We start from the raw sequence: 19,391 nt of genomic DNA, 5'->3' as shown, positions 1-19,391 counted from the left end.
CTGATTTTAATGCAGCGGAACATTTGCAGATCCGCCATTACATGCGTTTATATCCGGATGGCATACTAAATGGAAACGAAACCGGCACATCAAAATCATATCTGGTGAAGTCGAGCGCTACCTTGGTCGTACTTTTTTCTTCCACGTAAATACGTCTGGTAGTAGGGAATTTGCGTGCACCTATTTTAGTATAATCGCCATACGTCAACTCGCATGATCGCTTAACATCGTTTTCTCCTTTATCCATTACTTTGCTTTGTTGCAATCCAAAATCATCTGCATATACATTGAAAAGGCTGATAAATCTGGGATTATCACAACTAAAAGAAATGATGGAAGGCGTTTTGATTACCTGATAAACTGAGTCTGTCAGATAAACAGGATTGCCAATCAGCAGGTCCTGTAAGGTTTTAAAATCGAACGGGACATTGAGTAAATCGCCTGCGTCTGCGAGGTTACGCAGCACCAGCTGTTTCTTCAGTCTGTTATACATTTTCAGGCTATCCTGTGTGATAACAGCGCGTACTACTTCGTCGATAACAGGTGCAGAGATAGAAATCCAGATGATGCTATCTTTCTGCATTCTGATATTAACAGACAGGCCATTTTTGCTATCCTGTTCGGTTTCGAAAGCAAACTTGGCTCTACCGGAAAAAGAATTAAAGTCGATATGATTGCTGTGGATACCTGTTAGCATGGAATCTATGAACCTGTTCATTCCCTCGCTGGACGTACTATCTTTTACCACTACTCGTTTGCTGGTATCAGCAGCAGGGAAAGTGGTACGGGCCAGTTCTTTAGGGCGTCGACAGGAAACAGAAACAATAGCAATTAAACCCACAAATAACAATAATCTCATACTGGCTTTTGACTTTTGGTGTGCTGTGGTACAGCATTACCGGCTTATTGAATATATCTTTTTTCAGCAATTTTTCTGGTGAGGTCCACGGAAGAAGCTCCTTTTTCCTTGGCCATCTGCCAGTATTCCACTGCTTTATTTACATCTTTCAGGTTATAGAGGATATCCCCGTAGTGTTCCAACATATTGGCGTTCTGCAGGGTTTCAGGATGCTGAAATGCTTTGTCCATCCACTCTTTGGCCTCCTCATACTTTTCCTGACGGAAGAGAATCCAGGCGTAGGTATCCATGAAAGTAGGACTGTCTGGCTCTATTTCCAGCGATCTTCTGGACATTTCAGCTGCCTTTTCCAGGTTTTCACCACGAAGGGAAAGGTAGTAGCTGTAATTGTTTAATACAGATGCATCCTTTGGTCTGATTTGGAGCGCACGCTCATAGCTGCTGTCGGACAGTGCGTGTTGACCTGTCGCGTGGTAGCTATCGCCCAACAGAGAATAGGCGTCTGCGGCAAACCGTTTTTCGGCATTGCCCAGCTCCAGTCCTTTGTTGAGAGCGTTGATGGCGGCAGGATATTGTTGCAGCAGGTAATTCGCGAGGCCATTGAAATAGAAGCCCATGAATTCCTTTGGAAACAGGCCTGTTACCGTATCGCTCAGGGCTTTCAGGGCTTGGGGATCATCTTTTCGGGAATAGATCCACATTTGTTGGTACCATACCGAGAAACGGGTGGAATCCAGGTGTAAAGCCTTTTGGTAACTGAGCTGTGCGCTATCCAGCATATCTGCCTGGGAGAACATATCTCCCTGCAAAGCATATGCCTTGGCTTCCTTGGGATGGGTTTGGATGATGAGTCGAGCTAATTTCAGGCCTTCATCCAATTTGGTGGAATCTGTTTCCAGCATTTGGAGGTAAGGGTAAACGAAGGCGACTTTCTCATCGATACCATAGTTTTTACTGGCGAATGCCTTTGTCAGGTAATTCCAGTAGGCGGTGGTATCATTATCTTTTTTGGAATAATTCGCCAGTGCGATAAGTGCTCTGGGATTTTCCGGATCTTTTGAGAGGATATCGTTGTAGACTACTTTAGCGTCCTTCAGCTGATCGTTGGCATCATAGACTTCTGCCAACAGGTAATAGTAGCGGATTTCGGAAGGATTGGTGGCAATCAGTTTCTTAATTTCATTCGCTGCTTCTTCTGCCCTGTTCAGCTTCAGGAGTAGTCGTTGTTTCTGGTAAGTGATTTCTTCCACCACTCCTGTTTTCTTCTCCAGTCTGTTGAATACCTCCAGTGCAGCAGCAGATTGGTTTGCTTTTGACAGGAGAATACCTTGATTGTAGAGGTAATCATCATTTGTGGGATAGCGGTTACTGAGTGTTTGGTAGACGTTTGCGGCGCTATCAAATTTTTCAGATACTGCGTAGGTATCTGCCAGTAATTGCAATATCCATCTGTTGGAAGAGTCTAATGCAGCGGCTTTACGAGCATAGTTCAGCGCGTAAGGGCCGCTGCGATTGTCCATCAGGAGACGGGCAATCTCATAATATACGACAGGATTGGATTTATCCAGCTTCAGATAATCGGAATACTGTGTGATCGCTGTACGATAGTCGCCCTTCATTTTAGAGCGCTGGGCAGCAAAGAAAAGGCTGTCCGACCGCTGCTTCAGCAGTTCTGGATTTTTGATGGGCACGCCTGCTGTGTGCTTATTAGTGGAGCAGGCGCCTATCATCAAGGCCAGGGTAACACCTATCACTGTGACGTATACACGCATTTATCACGATTTACCGGTATGACCGAATCCGCCTTCCCCGCGTACCGTATCACTCAGTATTTCTACTGGCTGGAGAGAAGCCTGAACAAATGGCGCTACCACCATTTGTGCCACGCGGTCCCCAGGTTGAATGGTTTGTGGTTCGTTGGACAGATTGATCATGATTAGTTTAATCTCGCCTCTGTAATCCGCATCGATGGTACCGGGCGTATTGAGAAGAGTAAGTCCCTGTTTGATGGCCAGGCCACTTCTGGGACGGATTTGTGCTTCATAGCCAGTCGGCAGTTCAATAAACAATCCGGTAGGAACGAGGGTACGCTCCATTGGTTGTAAGATGATAGCAGCCTCCAGACTAGCACGGAGATCCATTCCTGCAGCTTCTGCAGTAGCATAAGAGGGCAATTCGTTCGCCGACTTATTAATTATTTTCACAATTACTTCAGCCATTCAGCAAAGATATTTTTTTATAGCAGAGTTTAGTCCTAATTATTATACTTTTCCAGCAAAACGGTAGCATATGCCATCACGCCTTCTTCACGGCCTACAAAGCCCATTTTTTCAGTAGTGGTGGCCTTTACAGACACATCGTCAATACTGATACGTAAGCGTTCTGCGATGACTGCCTGCATCTGCGGTACGTATGGTTTAATTTTGGGCGCTTCCAGGCAAAGCGTACTGTCTACATTCACCACCTGGTATCCTTTTTCGCCAATCAGTTGTGCACAGCGGGACAACAGGATTTTACTATCAATATTTTTGTAAGTATTGTCTGTATCTGGGAAATGTACGCCAATATCGCCGAGTGCGAGGGCTCCCAGCATAGCGTCACAGATAGCATGCAGTAATACGTCCGCATCACTATGCCCTAGGGCCCCTTTGTGATGTGGCACCAATACGCCACCAAGCCAAAATTCACGGCCTTCCACCAGCTGATGAAAATCTACACCCAATCCGATACGTATATTGCTCATAAGATTTGAATTTAGTCATTTTGCCAATCCGCAAAGTACGGTATAAAAAGCAAATCCCTCCGGTCAGGAGGGATTTGTTTATGATTTTAACTGATTTTTTAGATTGTTGGTTACCAGCCTGTCCGGCTTTCTTCTCTCGTACCCAGATCGAAAGTTAGGGTGAATCGGAGGGTATTGGAAAGCGGATTACGCTGTATACCGGAACCTGAAGGTACCAGATAAGAGAAGTTCAACCCGAAGATATCATATTTGATACCCACACCTGCGGTGAAATACTTACGGTTGCCCTTGTTTTTATTTTCATTGAAATAACCGGCTCTTACCGCAAATTGTTTGTTGTACCAGTATTCAGCGCCTAAGGAATACATCAGCTCCTGCATTTCTTCCTTGAAACCTCCCGGAGCATCTCCGAAGGAAGAGAACATTCCTTCCAGCACTGATTTATTTTTATATCTGCCGGCGGTATCCGGTGTTGGCACCATCAGTTTATTCACATCCAATGCCAGGGTAATGGTATTCATTTCATCCATGGCAACGGTATAGGCCGCTCCCAACCCGAAGTTGGTAGGGATGAAATCTTTGTTCTGCGCAGAACTGGTATAGGAGATCTTAGTACCAATATTGGTAATCGCTAAACCTATACTCAATTTGTTCACTGTTCCATTATCTTTTTCAAAGTCTTTGGTATAGAAGCCGGATACATCGGCAGCAAATGCTTTACCTGGACGGATAGTCTGGTCATTCACTGTTTGGCCACCAGCCAGATTCGAGTAGATAAATCTACCGGTAAGGCCTACCCCAAAATGTTCAGATAATTTACGGGCATAACCTGCATCCAATGCAAATTCTCTTGGATGAAAATTACCTTGGTCAGTATTGGTAATGTCTCTGAAATTGATGGTACCAAGGGAGAAGTAACGCAGCGATCCTGATACTGCCTGGTTATCATCAATTTTCGTGTAACCGCTAACCGTAGCCAGAAAAACATCGTTGACGAGTTCTTTCAGCCATGGAGTGTAGGTTACAGCAACACTTGATTTCACGTCGGCAAAGGGAATCTTAGACAGATTGAAATACATCGAAGATGCATCAGGAGAAATGGCAAGACCAACGTCTCCCATTGCGCCACTGCGGGCATCAGGCGTAATTCGTAGGAAAGGAACAGCTGTATTAATAGTATTGGTACGACCATCTAACTGACCAGTAGAGTCTATAGTCTGGGCTGAGGTTCTTAAACTAGTGAAAGTACTATATATGAACACCAGGCTCAAAGTTAACTTTCGGATCATGCAATGTTCGTATTTTGATAGGATGTAAAAATAATCTAATTTATAATATGTTAATCAGATAAGGGGTTGATAAGGGAAGACGGCTTTCAGACACTTCATACTGCATAGGCATAATCATAATAAAATTACCTTTCCGCCCTTGACCTTTTTCTTACCGTTACTGCTGATAGTTAGTCGATAAAGATACATACCTGGGGATAATCTCGCTCCCGACTCCCCGGTACCATCCCAGGGCATGCCATCAAAACGGTTGCTTCCCGGAATTATTGTGTTTCTCAATGTTTTCATTAGTCTACCCTCCATATTAAATATCTGAAGTGTAACCTCGGCCTGCATTCCCAGTAGATTATGGGAGAACACAAACCTTGTTTGATAATGAAACGGATTTGGATAGTTAGTTAGGCCCTCAACGGCGATAACCCCTGATTCAGTTATTTCAAATTCCACAGTACCAACAACCCTGTTATTGCTATTATCCCAGGCCCGAATAGTGATCCGGTGCTTACCAGGCGATAATCCCTTTAACGGATATACTACAGTCCCTTTCTTATAGTTATCCAAAGATGCGCTAAAATAATCATTTAATACAATATATTCTGCACTGTCTAATAATGCAAGCAGATTATGTTCCGGGTCAAGGCCTGCAATATTGATTCCATTGCTGGCAGAGAGTTCTACCAATAAAACAGGATTGGGCCCCACCAGATCTCCACTTTTAAACAACCTGTTATTTAGCCAAATCTGTAATGCTGGCAACGTTCCGTCTCCTCCATGTACAGGAGCTGTTACCTGTAATCCGTTAAAAACACCTGCTCCATCTGTCGGATTACCAGTAGAATAATAACTGATTTTCCCCTTCCCGCCGGAAAGAACGCCATCCAATGGCAAAGTATTCGTGCTCACAAACCGACCATTATTCACTGCCGCCGTTCCCCTGAACAGTACAGATTCCTGCTTTTCAAAATTAGTCGGCAAACTCGCTGCAGTATTACCTTTCGTCGTATTAACAACAGGCGAAGAATATATTGTCGTGTATAGATTGCCGTTATAAGTACTGGCCATCTGCCCATTTTCATCTTCCAGATGCCCTACAATACGCATTTCAGCTAAAGCGGGTATTGCCACATTATTATTATCAAGTGCCCGACCATTAATGCTATCTGTTACTACTCTATATCCCGGAAAGGCTAACGTCAGTGCCGGATCACCAAGTAACTGGAATTTTCTGTTATTGATAATATCTATACTTCCTGCATAAGTTATATTTTTTGCGTCTTTTGCAGCAGTACCCAGACTTTTCCAACTACCATCCGGATTCCTGGTTAACGCGGCCCGGATATAATTTTGGTTCATTTCCCGGTTAGATGCGGCAAATACGGCTCTCGTGGTAGTCATTAATGCAATCGCACCAGTTTGCTGTTGCAATAGTATCTTCTGTCCCAGCGATAATATTGCAGGGTTATCAAAAGGTGCAAAATCACAGGTAGCTGTCAGTAATAAAGGTAGAAAATCCTGGTTCTGCCACTGCAAAATGGTAGTACCATCCACAATATTTTCTTCTGCCAGTCGGGTATTACTACCATGACCGGAATAATTCACTATTAAAGCACCCTGATTGATGCGTTCATTCAGCGCTTTCACCGCATCCGGATAGGTTGGCCCCGTATTGCCTGGCTGTCGCTGATAAGCATCCAGGTAGATTTTGCTGATATTAAATGCAGGAAAATCAGTGGAAATCAATTGGGTCAGCAGTTCCGCATCATTAAAATGGAGGTTATTATCCTCATCATCGGCAATGAACACCAGTTGATTACGCCAGTTGCCCTGCAAGGATTTCTCCCGGTAATGAATAATTTTATCCACTGCCGTCGCGGCCTCTGTGCTATTGCGGGCTGGAATACGCCCAATAGCCAGTTGCAGTACATTTCGTATATCCGTTCGGTTGATATCATCTTTATCTGTCAGCAATCCAAAATAATCATCAGTCACGTAAGAACTCACAGGATCAAGGGAAGCGGTACTTTGCCAGGAGGGCGCCTGGTTTGTATTATTTTTTACCCGGAAGCGATAATCGTAGGAGGCCGCGCCAAAAAGTAACAGGTATTGGGGCAATTGTCCACGGTCATACTGCATTTTGAGAAAATCCCGCAATGCTGTAGGATCAGGCGTGCCTGAAGAAAACTCGTTATATACCTGGTCCATCGTTATCACCTGCGCATTCAATCCCTGCTGCTGATGCCACTGCGCTAATCGCTGCGCCTGTGCAAAGAGCGCCGGCGTCGTGGCAATTATCATATCTGCCTTTACTGCATGCAGGTCCTGGTTCGTTACTTTACTCACGTAAGCCGGCTGCAATATGGATGCAGGTTGGAAGGCCAGCAGCTCTCTGGGCTTGTCTGAAAGCACAGTACAAGCAAGAGCGTCTCCGGAAAGGGCCGTTTTTAACTGAATGGGAGCCTGTATATTCGTCACATCCCATATCTGCGTTTGTGCATTAGCGTTACTAACGGTGAGGCCTGTCTGTACATTATCCAGCAACGATGCATCTGTACGGAAATCCAGCATTCCCGAAGCCGGTAACTGTGGCGGACATGCAGCAATGATTTCGAGATAATCCAGCCAGCCGCGCGCATTGTTGTCTCCCTGTAAAAAATCTACATCTGCCTGAATACCAGTACTGTTGAGATACACAGCGCCGGTACCGGTTGCCGCTGTGGCAAATGCTTCAAACACATTTCCGCTGACAGGCAGCAGGTATGCTGTGGCCGCATCTTGCTTATTCAAACTCACTTTAAAATTACTCCCGTTGATTCCCCTGGCCGCTACTCTCATATTTACGGTGACAGGCCCTTCTGGCAATGCCGGTAAAGTAAACCGATAGGTATGCCTGCTGCCAGCAGTGGGGTCCAGGCTAAATTCTTCCCCATACCATTGTTTACCGCTACGCAAAAAATTCAGGCTGTCATTTTCATAGAAGGAATGATAGGTATAGAGATGCTGTTCCTTCACTGGCGCCTCTCTCACGGTGGCTGGCAGAATTCTCGCTCCTGCCCCCGGCCCTACGCACAGGAAATACCAGGCGGTATCGCTATATATATTATACTGATGGGAATAGGTACGCGTGTCTGCATTAAAAATCCAGTTATGCGGACCCGGTGCATAAAACAAGAGCGCATCATTTCCGTTAATAATATTGTCGCCATTATCATTTAATTGGAGCGCTATTTCCGGCAGGTCGTCTGTACGGTCGCCATTATGTTCCGGGAGCATCCTTCCGCCGGTACCAAAAAGGCGGATCTGGTTGGCGGGAATTTGATCAGGATTCAGCCCCACTTTCCGAAGAAAGGCTGCGTCAATTTTATAAATACCTGGTTGGGAAACGGCAATTTTATACCACTGACCAGTGGCCAACACGGAGTTGCTCTTATACTTTCTTGATTGGGCAAGGGTTTGCCGGGAAGCATAAAGCAAAATTAACAGGGCCAATATAGTAATTCCGGACAGTTTCATTATCTTGTTCGGGACTTCTAAGTAATAGTCAGGGATGAATACACAAAGTATAAAATAGAAGATAAATTTTTCAAATATATCTTTTTATTCCTTTACAAATGAAGCAATATCCGTGAAAACCAGGCGATATATAAGGGACTGTTACAAATTAAATTATTTCACCATAAAATAAAAAAGATTACATTTGCGTTTACTGTAAATATAATCGACTAAAGCTGTATCACATGCGTAGATTAACCTCTTTGTCATTGCTCGTAGGTACCAGCGTAATGCTATCCATGACTGCCTGTCATAAAGACGGTGGTGGGCTTTTCGGCAAAAAGAAAGAAGCTTCTTCTGCTACCGGCTGGAACTACAACGACCCGAAAATGGGAGGTTTTACCGTAGCTAAGAATAAAAACCAACAGACGGGTCCTGGCCTGGTATTCGTACAAGGCGGTACCTTTGCCATGGGTGCTACTGAGCAGGACGTAATGGGCGACTGGAACAACATTCCTCGTCGTATTACAGTTTCCTCTTTTTACATTGACGAATCTGAAGTAGCTAACGTTCATTACCGTGAATATCTGTTCTGGGTAGCCCGCGTATACGGGGAATCTTTCCCGGATGTATTACGTCAGGCAATGCCGGACACCCTGGTTTGGCGTAGCGAACTGGCTTATAACGAGCCGCTGGTAGAATACTACTTCCGTCACCCTGCCTACAATGATTATCCGGTAGTGGGTGTAAACTGGAAACAAGCTACTGACTATTGTAAATGGCGTTCCAACCGTGTAAACGAAAAACTGCTGATGGATAAAGGTCTCCTTTCCAAAGCAGATGTTGGTAATCAGTCAGACGACAATACCTTCGACACCAAAGCCTACATGGCAGGTCTGTACGAAGGAACTCCGGGCAAAATGTCCAAAGGTTCCAAAAACGAATTCAAAAATCCTGACGGCACTCCCCGCAACGCACAGTTCGAAGACGGTATTATGCTGCCGAACTATCGCCTGCCAACAGAAGCAGAATGGGAATATGCCGCTCTCGGTTATATAGGTCAGAACCCTGGCCCTTCCAAAAAAGAAGGTAAACACGGGGAAGAGCTGATCATGAACAAACAGGTATATTCCTGGGGTACCAATACCAGCGGTCTGCGTGATATCCGCCGCGGTAACTTCCAAGGTATGTTCCTGGCCAACTTCAAACGCAGATCCGGTGATAACATGGGTGTGGCCGGAGGTTTGAACGACCGTGCTTCCATTCCTGGTCCGGTTCGCTCCTTCTTCCCGAACACTTTTGGTATCTATAACATGTCCGGTAACGTTAGCGAGTGGGTACTCGACGTTTACAGACCTCTCAGCCCTATCGATGGGGACGACTTCAACTACTTCCGTGGTAACAAATTCCAGACAGTATATCTCAATGGCGATAAGCAATTGGAGAAAGATAGTCTGGGCCGCATCAAAATGCGTGACGTTACAGACGAAGAATCTGCAAACCGTCTGAACTATCAGAAAGGGGATGTAATCAACTACCTGGATGGTGACTCTCTCTCCCTCGTAGAATATGGTTACGGTATAACTACCCTGATCAACGATAAATCTCACGTTATCAAAGGTGGTAGCTGGAACGACCGCGCTTACTGGCTGTCTCCTGGTACCCGCCGCTACATGCAGGAAGATATGGCAACAAACACCGTTGGTTTCCGTTGCGCTATGGACCGCGTAGGTAGCCCAGAAGGTAACAAATTCAAAACTGGTAACCTGTTCAAAAAACAACGCCAGAAGAGATAAGAACTTTCAATTTACTTCTCATAGAAAATCCCCGGACAATGTCCGGGGATTTTTATTTTTATCAACAATCTGAAGCCACAAAAAAACGGGCATTGACGTCTTTGCCAATGCCCGTTTCTATCTTTTTGTCAGAAGAATAATGGAATTATTTCCAGATCTCCAGTATTTCTTCTGTGTGATTCTTCGTGTCCGGCTTCTTGATGATATGATCAATCACACCGTCGCCATTGATAAGGAAAGTTGTTCTGTGAATACCATCATAAGTCTTTCCCATCATTGTCTTTTCACCCCATACACCATATTGGTTCACTATCTTCTTATCCTCATCTGCCAGTAAAGTGAACGGCAACTCATACTTCTCAATGAATTTCTGGTGACTCTGCTCACTGTCTGTACTTACCCCTACTACTGCATAGCCTTTTTTCAACAGATCAGTATAGTTATCACGCAGGTTGCAAGCTTGTGCAGTACATCCTGGCGTCATATCTTTCGGGTAAAAATAGAGTACCACTCTTTTACCTTTAAAGTCTGTGAGAGACACGGTTTTTCCGTGCTGGTCTTTTCCTTTGAAAACAGGCGCTTTTTCGCCTTCTTTTAATGCTGCCATTATCTGATAAGTTTATTGTTGTTAACGTTTAAATGTCAAACGGTAGGTGCCTTCATTGCCGGCAATATCGGTTACTGTCATCACAAGCGTATGTGTACCAGGAGCGCAATGCTCATCGAATGTATAAGTCAGTACATTTCCTTTACGGGAGAACATCAGCCATTTACCATCCAGCTCTCCACGGTAGCTTTTGATACCGCTTGCATCATTCATGGCAAAGGAAATTTTCCCTGCCTTGGACAAAACAGCGCCCGGTTTGATACCCAGCGGCGTTACTTTTGGCGCGATGGTATCTATTTCCAGATGGAATTTCCCGAAGTCGCGGAAGTTACCGATATACCAGCCATTTTCCAGCTTTGTTGCGGAGGTGCCACTGCCCTCTCCTTCTCTGACCATCACTACTTTGGATTGTAAGTCTTCCGGAATAGGTTTATTCGCTTTCAGTCTTACATCAAAGAAGTCGTGTACTGGAACCAGCGCGGTATGTAGCTGATAATCGTTGGATTTATCTTTTGGTCCGTTGGCAGGAATTTCTGCGTAGCGGAAACAGATGTTATCGTAGAGGGCACGTTCATCCAGATAGAGTTCCACCTGGTTGTTTTCGAAGATATTTTTGGAATCCGGATACATGGTATTGGCGCAAGTGCGCGGTGCAGTGGGTTCGCCGGATTGCTGTAAGGCAAATTTCACCACGCTCATATTACCATAGGCATCTTTCACTTGTAATTCCATTTGGTGTACGGCGCCATCAGAAAGATCGATGGTTCCATCTCCTTTTAGGTCATGGTAGATGTCCAGATGATTACCCGGCAGCGAGAACATTAATTGCAGATAAGGGCCACCGCCTTTCTTCACCTTGTAATCTATGTGAGCGTTGAGATAGCGCGTTTCGTCATAACCGATATTATCCAGTTCGAAATCGATATCTGGTTCATTATTATGGATCAGCGTAGCCTCATAGATACCGTAGGTATTGGGCGCATTATTCATGCGATCTACCGCGGTGAGGGCCAGGCCGGCCTTTGCAGCATTTACATGAATCACCGGTTGTGTGGTCACATAAGTGTTGCCCACTTTCTTTACCGGGATCATAAGCGGTTGTTGTTCATAGATACTTCTTTCCCTGTCATATACGGCAATGCGATATACGTCAGGCGCTTTGGTATCTGCGATATTAAAGCCAAACAACAGCGGATTCAATGGCTTTTCACTGGCTGTGTTCCGGATTTCGAAATGCAGGTGCGGCCCCGCAGAACCGCCGGTATTACCGCTGTAAGCTACGAGGTCTCCTTTACGCACCGGGAATTTTCCGGCAGGAATTTCCAGATCTGTAGCCCAGCTTTCGTTCTGATATTGCTGATGCTTGACATATGCCTGCAAAGCAGGAAAAAAAGTATTGAGGTGAGCGTATACCGTAGTATAGCCGTTAGGGTGGGTAATGTAGAGTACGTTACCAAAACCAGTGTGAGACACGCCTATGCGACTCACATAACCATCTGCCGCAGCATGAACCGGAAGATTTTCCTTTTGCTGGGTTTTAATATCCATTCCCGAGTGAAAGTGATTGGGCCTTAGTTCGCCGAAGTTCCCGGCCAGTTCTATGGGAATATTCAGGGGATTCCTGAAATAGCCCTGGGGGTAATTCTTCTCTACTCCGGGGGTCTGGGCACTTAACAAAGTCGGTAGTAAGCAAAATATTCCAATGACATTCTTCATAGCTGCAAATATAGCAATTCAGTGAGTCCATAAGTTACTGAATTGCGGTCAATTACCACTACGTATATACATCCACGTTATAACCGACAAAGCTGCCGGCTTGTGGCCAGGCAGCTTACAGGGATAAATGAACAGACCTGCATACAAAGTCAACCTAATGCTCCGAATGGCGGAAGGAGTATTTTAACGAGACGATGTATCGGTACTGACTTGACACAGGAAGGAGGTTCCTCCTGTGAAGAACATGAATAACATGAAACTACATTGTTGAATTACTTTTTGAAAACTGTTTGAGTACTGTCCTGTCTTTGCATTTCGTATAGGTATGCTGAATAATGCAATAGGTATGCCAATTTATAAATCTATGTTAAAAATATCATGTTTTAATCCAATTATCTGACGTTCAAAAAATATATAATAATTTCTCATTCAAATAGTTTGAAGTAAGTTTTATCCAGCGCAATAAAACCTCAATGCTTTTCGTACTTTAGATGCGCAAAAGAGGAAATACCGATGTCAATTAAGGTTTCAGCACTTACGAAGATATATGGAGAACAGAAGGCCGTAGACGCCATCTCCTTTGAACTGAAAAAAGGAGAAATAACCGGTTTTCTCGGACCTAACGGTGCGGGTAAGTCGACCACCATGAAAATGATCACGGGCTATCTTCCTCCAACCAGCGGCAACGCTACGGTATGTGGTTTTGACATTGTGAAAGAATCTCTTGAAGTGCGCAAGCGTGTGGGATATCTGCCGGAGTCCAATCCGCTGTATTACGATATGTATGTGAAGGAATTCCTGGAATTCATGGCGGGTGTACATCATCTGGGAAAGGCGGCTCCGAAAAGAATTGCGGAAGTGATTGAAATGACTGGATTGACGCCTGAAAGTCGCAAAAAGCTGGGCGCTTTATCCAATGGTTATAAACAACGTGTAGGTCTGGCCCATGCGTTGATCCATGATCCGGAGGTATTAATCCTGGACGAACCTACCACCGGCCTCGATCCCAATCAGCTGGCCGAGATCCGTCAACTGATTAAAAGTCTGGGTAAGGATAAAACCGTGGTATTGTCCACCCATATTATGCAGGAGGTAGAAGCGTTGTGCGACAGGGTGATGATTATCAACAAAGGGAAGATTATTGCAGATGATAAGTTATCCGTACTGCAGCAGGCTGGCGGCAATACGGGGTACTTACAGGTAAGCTTCGGGGAACCAGTGACGACAGAAGAGCTGATGCAAATTGGCGGGGTGAGTCGCACAGAAGCGCTGGAAGGGAATTATTGGCGATTACATACCGCTGAGGTGGAAGCAGTTAGAAAAAACCTGCTACAATTTGCTTTGATTAATAACCGGAACATACTTTCTTTGCAGAGCAATTCACAAAGCCTGGAGACAATCTTCCGGGACCTGACGAAGTGATCCCCTGGTTTTTGCAATGTAATTGCAGATATTATTAGCTCATTATTAAGCGTTTACAGTACTAGCCATATAACAAATTTATAATTTACGAACTATGAGTATTATTTCAGAGATTCACGCCAGACAAATTCTGGATAGCCGCGGTAATCCTACAATTGAAGTAGACGTAACTACTGAAGATGGTCACTTTGGCCGTGCAGCAGTACCTTCCGGCGCATCTACCGGTAAACATGAAGCAGTTGAACTGCGTGACAACGATAAGAGCGTTTATATGGGCAAAGGCGTACTGCAGGCAGTACAGAACGTGAACGAAATTATTGCTGAAGAACTGGTAGGCTGGGACGTAACTGACCAGGCTGGTATAGATAAAATGCTGATCGAACTGGACGGCACTCCAAATAAAGCGAAACTGGGTGCAAACGCAACCCTGGCGGTAAGCATGGCCGTAGCGAAAGCTGCTGCTGAAGAGTGCAACCAGCCACTGTACCGCTACCTCGGCGGTGTAAACGCTTTCACATTGCCTGTTCCTCTGATGAACATCATCAACGGTGGCGTTCACGCTGATAACAAAATCGATTTCCAGGAATTCATGATCGTTCCTGTAGGCGCTCCTTCTTTCTCTGAAGGTCTGCGTTGGGGCGTGGAAGTATTCCACCACCTGAAATCCGTTCTGAAAAAGAAAGGCTACAGCACTAACGTAGGTGACGAAGGCGGTTTCGCTCCTGAAATTCAGAGCAACGAAGAAGCTATCGAAACTGTACTGGAAGCTATCAAAGCTGCTGGTTACGTTCCTGGCGAACAAATCGCTATCGCTCTGGATGCTGCTTCCAGCGAAATGTTCAACGAAGCTGACAAAACTTATAAATTCTACAAAAGCTCTCAGAAAGTTCTTTCCAGCGACGAAATGGTGGCTTACTGGGCTGAATGGTGCGCTAAATATCCAATCGTTTCTATCGAAGACGGTATGGCGGAAGACGACTGGGCTGGTTGGAAAAAACTGACAGAAGCAGTTGGCGCTAAAGTACAGCTGGTAGGTGATGATCTGTTTGTTACCAACGTTAAACGTCTGAAAGAAGGTATCGACAATAACATCGCGAACAGCATCCTGATTAAAGTAAACCAGATCGGTACTGTTACCGAAACGATCGATGCGGTTAACATGGCACACAAAGCTGGTTACACTTCTATCATGAGCCACCGTTCCGGCGAAACTGAAGATACTACCATCGCTGACCTGGCAGTAGCTCTGAACTGCGGACAAATCAAAACTGGTTCTGCTTCCCGTACTGACCGTATGGCTAAGTACAATCAGCTGCTCCGTATTGAAGAAGCACTGGAAACAAATGCTGTTTACCCAGGTAAAAGCATCAAATTCGGTAAATAATTACTGCTACAGCAGTTAAAATACCTATGAGGGCAGCAATTATCCGCTGCCCTCTTTCTTTTGTAATTAGCCGTTTATTTGTATTTTGCAGTATGCCACAACTGAAGTATATAAAAATGCCACGCCTCTTAAAGAACTTTTTCTTTATTACAGGCGGCGCTTTCGTGTTGTGGGTGGCCTTTTTGGACAAGACCAACCTGATGTATCAATACCAATTCTCGGCAGAAGAAAGTAAACTGGAAGCTCAGAAGGCATTCTTCATCAGCGAAATCAAGAAAACCAAGGAAGAACAACAGGAACTGTTGTCCAGCCCTGAAAAACTGGAGAAGTTTGCCCGGGAAAAATATTACATGAAGAAAGACAACGAAGATCTCTTTATCCTCACTCCTCCCCCAGCAGCCAAATAGCAGCCAGTCCCGTTGCACATCTCAAAAAATTACCTTAAATTAACAATAGATTCTGTACATCTGTCGTTTATATTGTCGTTAACTATATTTCTTGTATAAAAATTCCAATGCATGAGTAATTTTACACAATCTGTACTTTCTAACCTGTGTCTTGTTACTGCCAGCGATTTAACGCCACTCAGTCAGGATCAACCCAGCCTGTCCCAAGAGGTAGAAGCTAATCTGGAGCATGTCAAATCCACCTTAAATACGGTTAGCTACTCTCCCAGGAAAGCCACGCTGCAACTGATCTTTGATTACGCCGCCAATACAGCGCCACAGGATCTTTAGTCCATACATACTATCCCGTTATGATGTAATTCGCCGTTGCTAAAGCGCGAATGCAACTATCATTTTCTCTATCTTTACGGCATGACCAAAAAAGAGCGCTATGCATTTGTGCTGAACTATTTCGAAGCACATGTTCCAAATGCCGAAACAGAACTGATTTACGACAACCCTTATCAATTACTAGTTGCCGTTATCCTGTCCGCCCAATGTACCGATAAACGGGTGAACCTGACCACTCCCGCTATATTTGAAAAATATCCGGATGTGGAAGCGTTGCGTCATGCCACTTTTGATGAACTGTTTCCTCTCATCAGAAGTATTAGCTATCCTAACAATAAAACAAAACATCTGATAGGAATGGCCAATATGGTAGTGGAAGATTTCAATGGGGAGATACCAGACACGGTTGCTGAATTAGTCAAACTACCAGGCGTAGGAAGGAAAACAGCGAATGTAATTACTTCTGTTGTCCACCAACAGCCCAATATGGCCGTAGACACCCACGTATTCAGGGTTTCAGCCAGAATCGGACTTACCACCAACGCTAAAACGCCCCTCCAGGCCGAACAACAACTGATAAAAAATATCCCGAAGGAAAAAGTACATATCGCACATCACTGGCTGATCTTGCATGGGCGATACATCTGCCTGGCCAGGAGTCCTAAATGTGGAGAATGCGCATTACGCCCTGCCTGTAAGTACTATCACCAACTGATAAAAGCCAGCTAATACAAGCCAGCCGCAAGCTGGCCACCAGCAAAACTTTCGAAACAAGAATCGTTTAATTCGGTTCATCAAATTTTTGCTTTCTCATAACGCGATTTTATTATCTTAAAGAACATTTTAAGATGAAACGTTATGAGAACCTCCACCGGATTACGCCTGTCATTCATGATGTTCCTGGAATTCTTTACCTGGGGCGCATGGTTTGTGACATTAGGCACCTTCGTTATCAAAAATTTAGAAAACACAACGGACAATGACATCAGCATTGCCTTCCTGACACAGTCATATGGCGCTGTCATTGCTCCGTTCATTGTAGGCATCCTGGCCGACCGCTTCTTCTCCGCACAAATAATGCTCGGCATTATCCACTTATTAGGGGCAGTATTATTATGGTTCGCAGGAAACATGACCCAATTCAGTGCCTTCTACCCTATTCTGCTGGTGTATATGGTACTGTATATGCCTACACTTGCACTGGTCAATTCCATTTCATTCCGACAAATGAAAGACCCTGGTAAACAGTTCGCGGTAGTGCGGGTGTTTGGCACCGGCGGTTGGATTATTGCCGGATTAATCATTGGCCAGCTAGGTTGGGAACAAGGGCACCAGCTGCAGCTAACCTTTAAAATGGCGGCTGTTTCCTCACTGATACTGGGTGGCTACAGCTTCACACTGCCAGCTACTCCTCCGCTTAAAAAAGGCACTAAAATCAACATACGGGAAATACTGGGACTCGATGCCATCGGTATGTTGAAAGATCCTTCCTATCGCACCTTTTTCGTCGCCTCTATACTCATTTGCATTCCGCTGGCCTTTTATTACAACTTCACCAATCCTTTCCTGAATGAAATTGGAATGAAGGCAGCAGCATCCAAACAGTCGCTCGGACAGGTTTCAGAAGTCTTATTCATGATGATTATCCCTTTCCTGTTTCATCGCCTGGGCGTAAAATGGATGTTAGGAATTGGGATGTTGGCATGGGGACTTCGCTATACCCTCTTTGCGCATGGCGATATAAACGCCCATTACTGGATGTTGATTGTAGGTATCCTGTTACATGGGGTTTGCTATGATTTCTTCTTTGTGACGGGCCAGATTTATACAGATCGTAAAGCTGGAGAGAAATTTAAAAGTTCCGCCCAGGGCTTCGTGACCTTAGCCACTTATGGCGTTGGGATGTTGATAGGTTTCCTGCTGAGCGGCCCTATCGTGGAGAAATACAGAACGGGCCCCTCTTCGCATGACTGGGAAACTATCTGGATGATTCCGGCAGGTATTGCAGTGGGTGTATTGGTATTATTTGTAATCGCATTCAAGGATAAGCAAAATGATCAACAAGCAGTATTAAACCAATAATCAACTGTACTATGGCAAAGATAGCAATGCTGGGCTCGGGCTTTATCGGGCGTTTTTATGCAGACTCGCTGCAGGGCCAGCGAAGCAGGGACAAAATTGTGAGTATTTATTCCCGTCGGGAAGAAAGTGCCCGGAAGTTTGCCGAAGATTACCAGGTAGCGCATTGGACGACAGACCTGGAAACCGCCATTGCGCATCCGGAAACGGAAGTAGTATGTGTTTCCCTACCTAATAACCTGCATGAAACGGCGGTTTTACTCTGTTGCAAACACAAAAAAGCGGTCATCTGTACCAAACCTTTGGGTAGAAATGCAGCGGAAGCCAAACGAATGCTGGAAGCGGTCGAGAAAGCCGGTATTTTCCACGGATACCTGGAAGACCTGGTATATACCCCAAAATTCCTGAAAGCCCTGGAAAGCGTTCAAAATGGGGCATTAGGACGTATACTCTGGGCCAAGTCCAGAGAAACCCATCCTGGCCCTCATAGCGAATGGTTTTGGGATAAAGAGCAGGCTGGCGGAGGTTGTATCCTGGACCTGGGCTGCCATTGTGTAGAAATAGCCCGTAGTTTTATTGGGAAAGACATCAAACCTTTGGAAGTAATGTGCTGGGCGGATACGCAGGTAAAGCCCATTGACGCAGAGGATCATGCCATTGGCCTGGTAAAATATGAGAATGGCGCTATCGGGCAGTTTGAAGTAAGCTGGACATTCCGCGGAGGCCTTGATTTGAGGGATGAAGTGATGGGAACGGAAGGTACTATTTGGCTGAATAGTTTCCTGCGTACAGGATTTGACATGTTTACCACCGGAAAAGGGGCAGATTATGTAGCCGAGAAAGCCGAATCAAACAGCGGCTGGCTGTTCCCTGTGGGAGATGAGCTGAACGAACTGGGCTACAATCACATGTTTACAGATATGTTTAATGCCATGGAAGCAGGGAAAGCAGCCAGGGAAACGTTCTACGATGGATATGTAGTCAATGCTATTTTAGATGCAGCCTATAAAAGCGCTTCCAGCAAACAATGGGAACCAGTACAACTGGAAGTATGGCGAGGTCAGGAGGGCATTTCAAAAGTGAAGACACAACAGGATTATGACGCTCAGTATTATCTCGTGAAGGAAGAGATGACACATTTTGGCGCGAAAAAACTGATCCTGAAAGACAAGGTATCAGGACAAATTATAGAGAAAACAATCAGTTAAATTTTTCCGGAGATGACAACCAGGCCCACCAGAGCGGTTGTCATCTCCCTACAACAGAAAAA

Annotated in this window: 16 protein-coding genes; 8 read left to right on the top strand and 8 right to left on the bottom strand. The window is 45.0% G+C overall.

Annotated elements, in window-relative coordinates; genetic code table 11:
• Positions 1 to 37 precede the first annotated feature (37 nt).
• The 6 genes from CLV59_RS08245 to porU all read right to left on the bottom strand — a co-directional run bounded on the left by CLV59_RS08245 (position 38) and on the right by porU (position 8,401).
• Complete coding sequence (locus tag CLV59_RS08245) at positions 38 to 859, bottom strand: DUF4292 domain-containing protein (protein WP_111591529.1); 822 nt, start codon at positions 857 to 859, stop codon at positions 38 to 40.
• Between the two features lie 44 nt (positions 860 to 903).
• The gene (locus tag CLV59_RS08240; protein ID WP_111591528.1) at positions 904 to 2,631 is read right to left on the bottom strand and encodes a tetratricopeptide repeat protein; all 1,728 of its coding nucleotides are present in this window, start codon (positions 2,629 to 2,631) and stop codon (positions 904 to 906) included.
• Positions 2,632 to 2,634: 3 nt separating this feature from the next.
• Positions 2,635 to 3,078, bottom strand: a complete 444-nt coding sequence (gene dut / locus CLV59_RS08235) for a dUTP diphosphatase (protein ID WP_111591527.1) — start codon at positions 3,076 to 3,078, stop codon at positions 2,635 to 2,637.
• A gap of 35 nt (positions 3,079 to 3,113) precedes the next feature.
• Positions 3,114 to 3,602, bottom strand: coding sequence for a 2-C-methyl-D-erythritol 2,4-cyclodiphosphate synthase (gene ispF / locus CLV59_RS08230; RefSeq protein ID WP_111591526.1), 489 nt, complete (start codon positions 3,600 to 3,602; stop codon positions 3,114 to 3,116).
• 110 nt (positions 3,603 to 3,712) lie between these two features.
• Positions 3,713 to 4,891 carry a type IX secretion system outer membrane channel protein PorV gene (porV, locus tag CLV59_RS08225; RefSeq protein ID WP_111591525.1) on the bottom strand — a complete coding sequence of 393 codons (1,179 nt, stop codon included), beginning with the start codon at positions 4,889 to 4,891 and terminating at the stop codon, positions 3,713 to 3,715.
• 114 nt (positions 4,892 to 5,005) lie between these two features.
• Positions 5,006 to 8,401, bottom strand: a complete 3,396-nt coding sequence (gene porU / locus CLV59_RS08220; RefSeq protein ID WP_111591524.1) for a type IX secretion system sortase PorU — start codon at positions 8,399 to 8,401, stop codon at positions 5,006 to 5,008.
• A 224-nt stretch (positions 8,402 to 8,625) separates the two neighbouring features.
• Here porU and CLV59_RS08215 point away from each other — a divergent pair, with 224 nt between their 5' ends.
• Positions 8,626 to 10,176, top strand: a complete 1,551-nt coding sequence (locus tag CLV59_RS08215; protein WP_111591523.1) for an SUMF1/EgtB/PvdO family nonheme iron enzyme — start codon at positions 8,626 to 8,628, stop codon at positions 10,174 to 10,176.
• Between the two features lie 145 nt (positions 10,177 to 10,321).
• Here the strand turns inward: CLV59_RS08215 and bcp are convergent, their stop codons facing one another.
• Both bcp and CLV59_RS08205 read right to left on the bottom strand, forming a co-directional pair.
• The gene (gene bcp, locus CLV59_RS08210) at positions 10,322 to 10,783 is read right to left on the bottom strand and encodes a thioredoxin-dependent thiol peroxidase (protein WP_111591522.1); all 462 of its coding nucleotides are present in this window, start codon (positions 10,781 to 10,783) and stop codon (positions 10,322 to 10,324) included.
• A 21-nt stretch (positions 10,784 to 10,804) separates the two neighbouring features.
• The gene (locus CLV59_RS08205) at positions 10,805 to 12,499 is read right to left on the bottom strand and encodes a peptidoglycan DD-metalloendopeptidase family protein (RefSeq protein WP_111591521.1); all 1,695 of its coding nucleotides are present in this window, start codon (positions 12,497 to 12,499) and stop codon (positions 10,805 to 10,807) included.
• 513 nt (positions 12,500 to 13,012) lie between these two features.
• Between CLV59_RS08205 and gldA the strand changes: the two genes are divergently transcribed.
• From gldA to CLV59_RS08165, 7 genes are all read left to right on the top strand, one after another.
• On the top strand, positions 13,013 to 13,921 hold the full coding sequence (gldA, locus tag CLV59_RS08200; protein ID WP_111591520.1) for a gliding motility-associated ABC transporter ATP-binding subunit GldA: 909 nt from the start codon (positions 13,013 to 13,015) through the stop codon (positions 13,919 to 13,921).
• 94 nt (positions 13,922 to 14,015) lie between these two features.
• A complete protein-coding gene (eno, locus tag CLV59_RS08195; protein WP_111591519.1) occupies positions 14,016 to 15,305 on the top strand; it encodes a phosphopyruvate hydratase in 1,290 nt (429 codons plus the stop codon).
• 92 nt (positions 15,306 to 15,397) lie between these two features.
• Positions 15,398 to 15,712, top strand: coding sequence for an FtsB family cell division protein (locus CLV59_RS08185; protein ID WP_111591701.1), 315 nt, complete (start codon positions 15,398 to 15,400; stop codon positions 15,710 to 15,712).
• Positions 15,713 to 15,823: 111 nt separating this feature from the next.
• Positions 15,824 to 16,042, top strand: a complete 219-nt coding sequence (locus tag CLV59_RS08180; RefSeq protein WP_111591518.1) for a hypothetical protein — start codon at positions 15,824 to 15,826, stop codon at positions 16,040 to 16,042.
• 81 nt (positions 16,043 to 16,123) lie between these two features.
• Complete coding sequence (gene nth / locus CLV59_RS08175) at positions 16,124 to 16,771, top strand: endonuclease III (RefSeq protein ID WP_111591517.1); 648 nt, start codon at positions 16,124 to 16,126, stop codon at positions 16,769 to 16,771.
• Between the two features lie 129 nt (positions 16,772 to 16,900).
• On the top strand, positions 16,901 to 18,124 hold the full coding sequence (locus CLV59_RS08170; protein ID WP_111591516.1) for a nucleoside permease: 1,224 nt from the start codon (positions 16,901 to 16,903) through the stop codon (positions 18,122 to 18,124).
• An 11-nt stretch (positions 18,125 to 18,135) separates the two neighbouring features.
• Entirely contained in the window at positions 18,136 to 19,329 is a 1,194-nt protein-coding gene (locus CLV59_RS08165; protein ID WP_111591515.1) for a Gfo/Idh/MocA family protein, read from the top strand.
• Positions 19,330 to 19,391: the final 62 nt, after the last annotated feature.

The sequence above is a fragment of the Chitinophaga dinghuensis genome, assembly GCF_003259435.1.
GTDB classification, from domain to species: Bacteria; Bacteroidota; Bacteroidia; order Chitinophagales; family Chitinophagaceae; genus Chitinophaga; species Chitinophaga dinghuensis.
The sequence above is the reverse complement of the archived record's forward strand: the minus strand, read 5'-3'. Positions and strand labels throughout refer to the sequence as shown.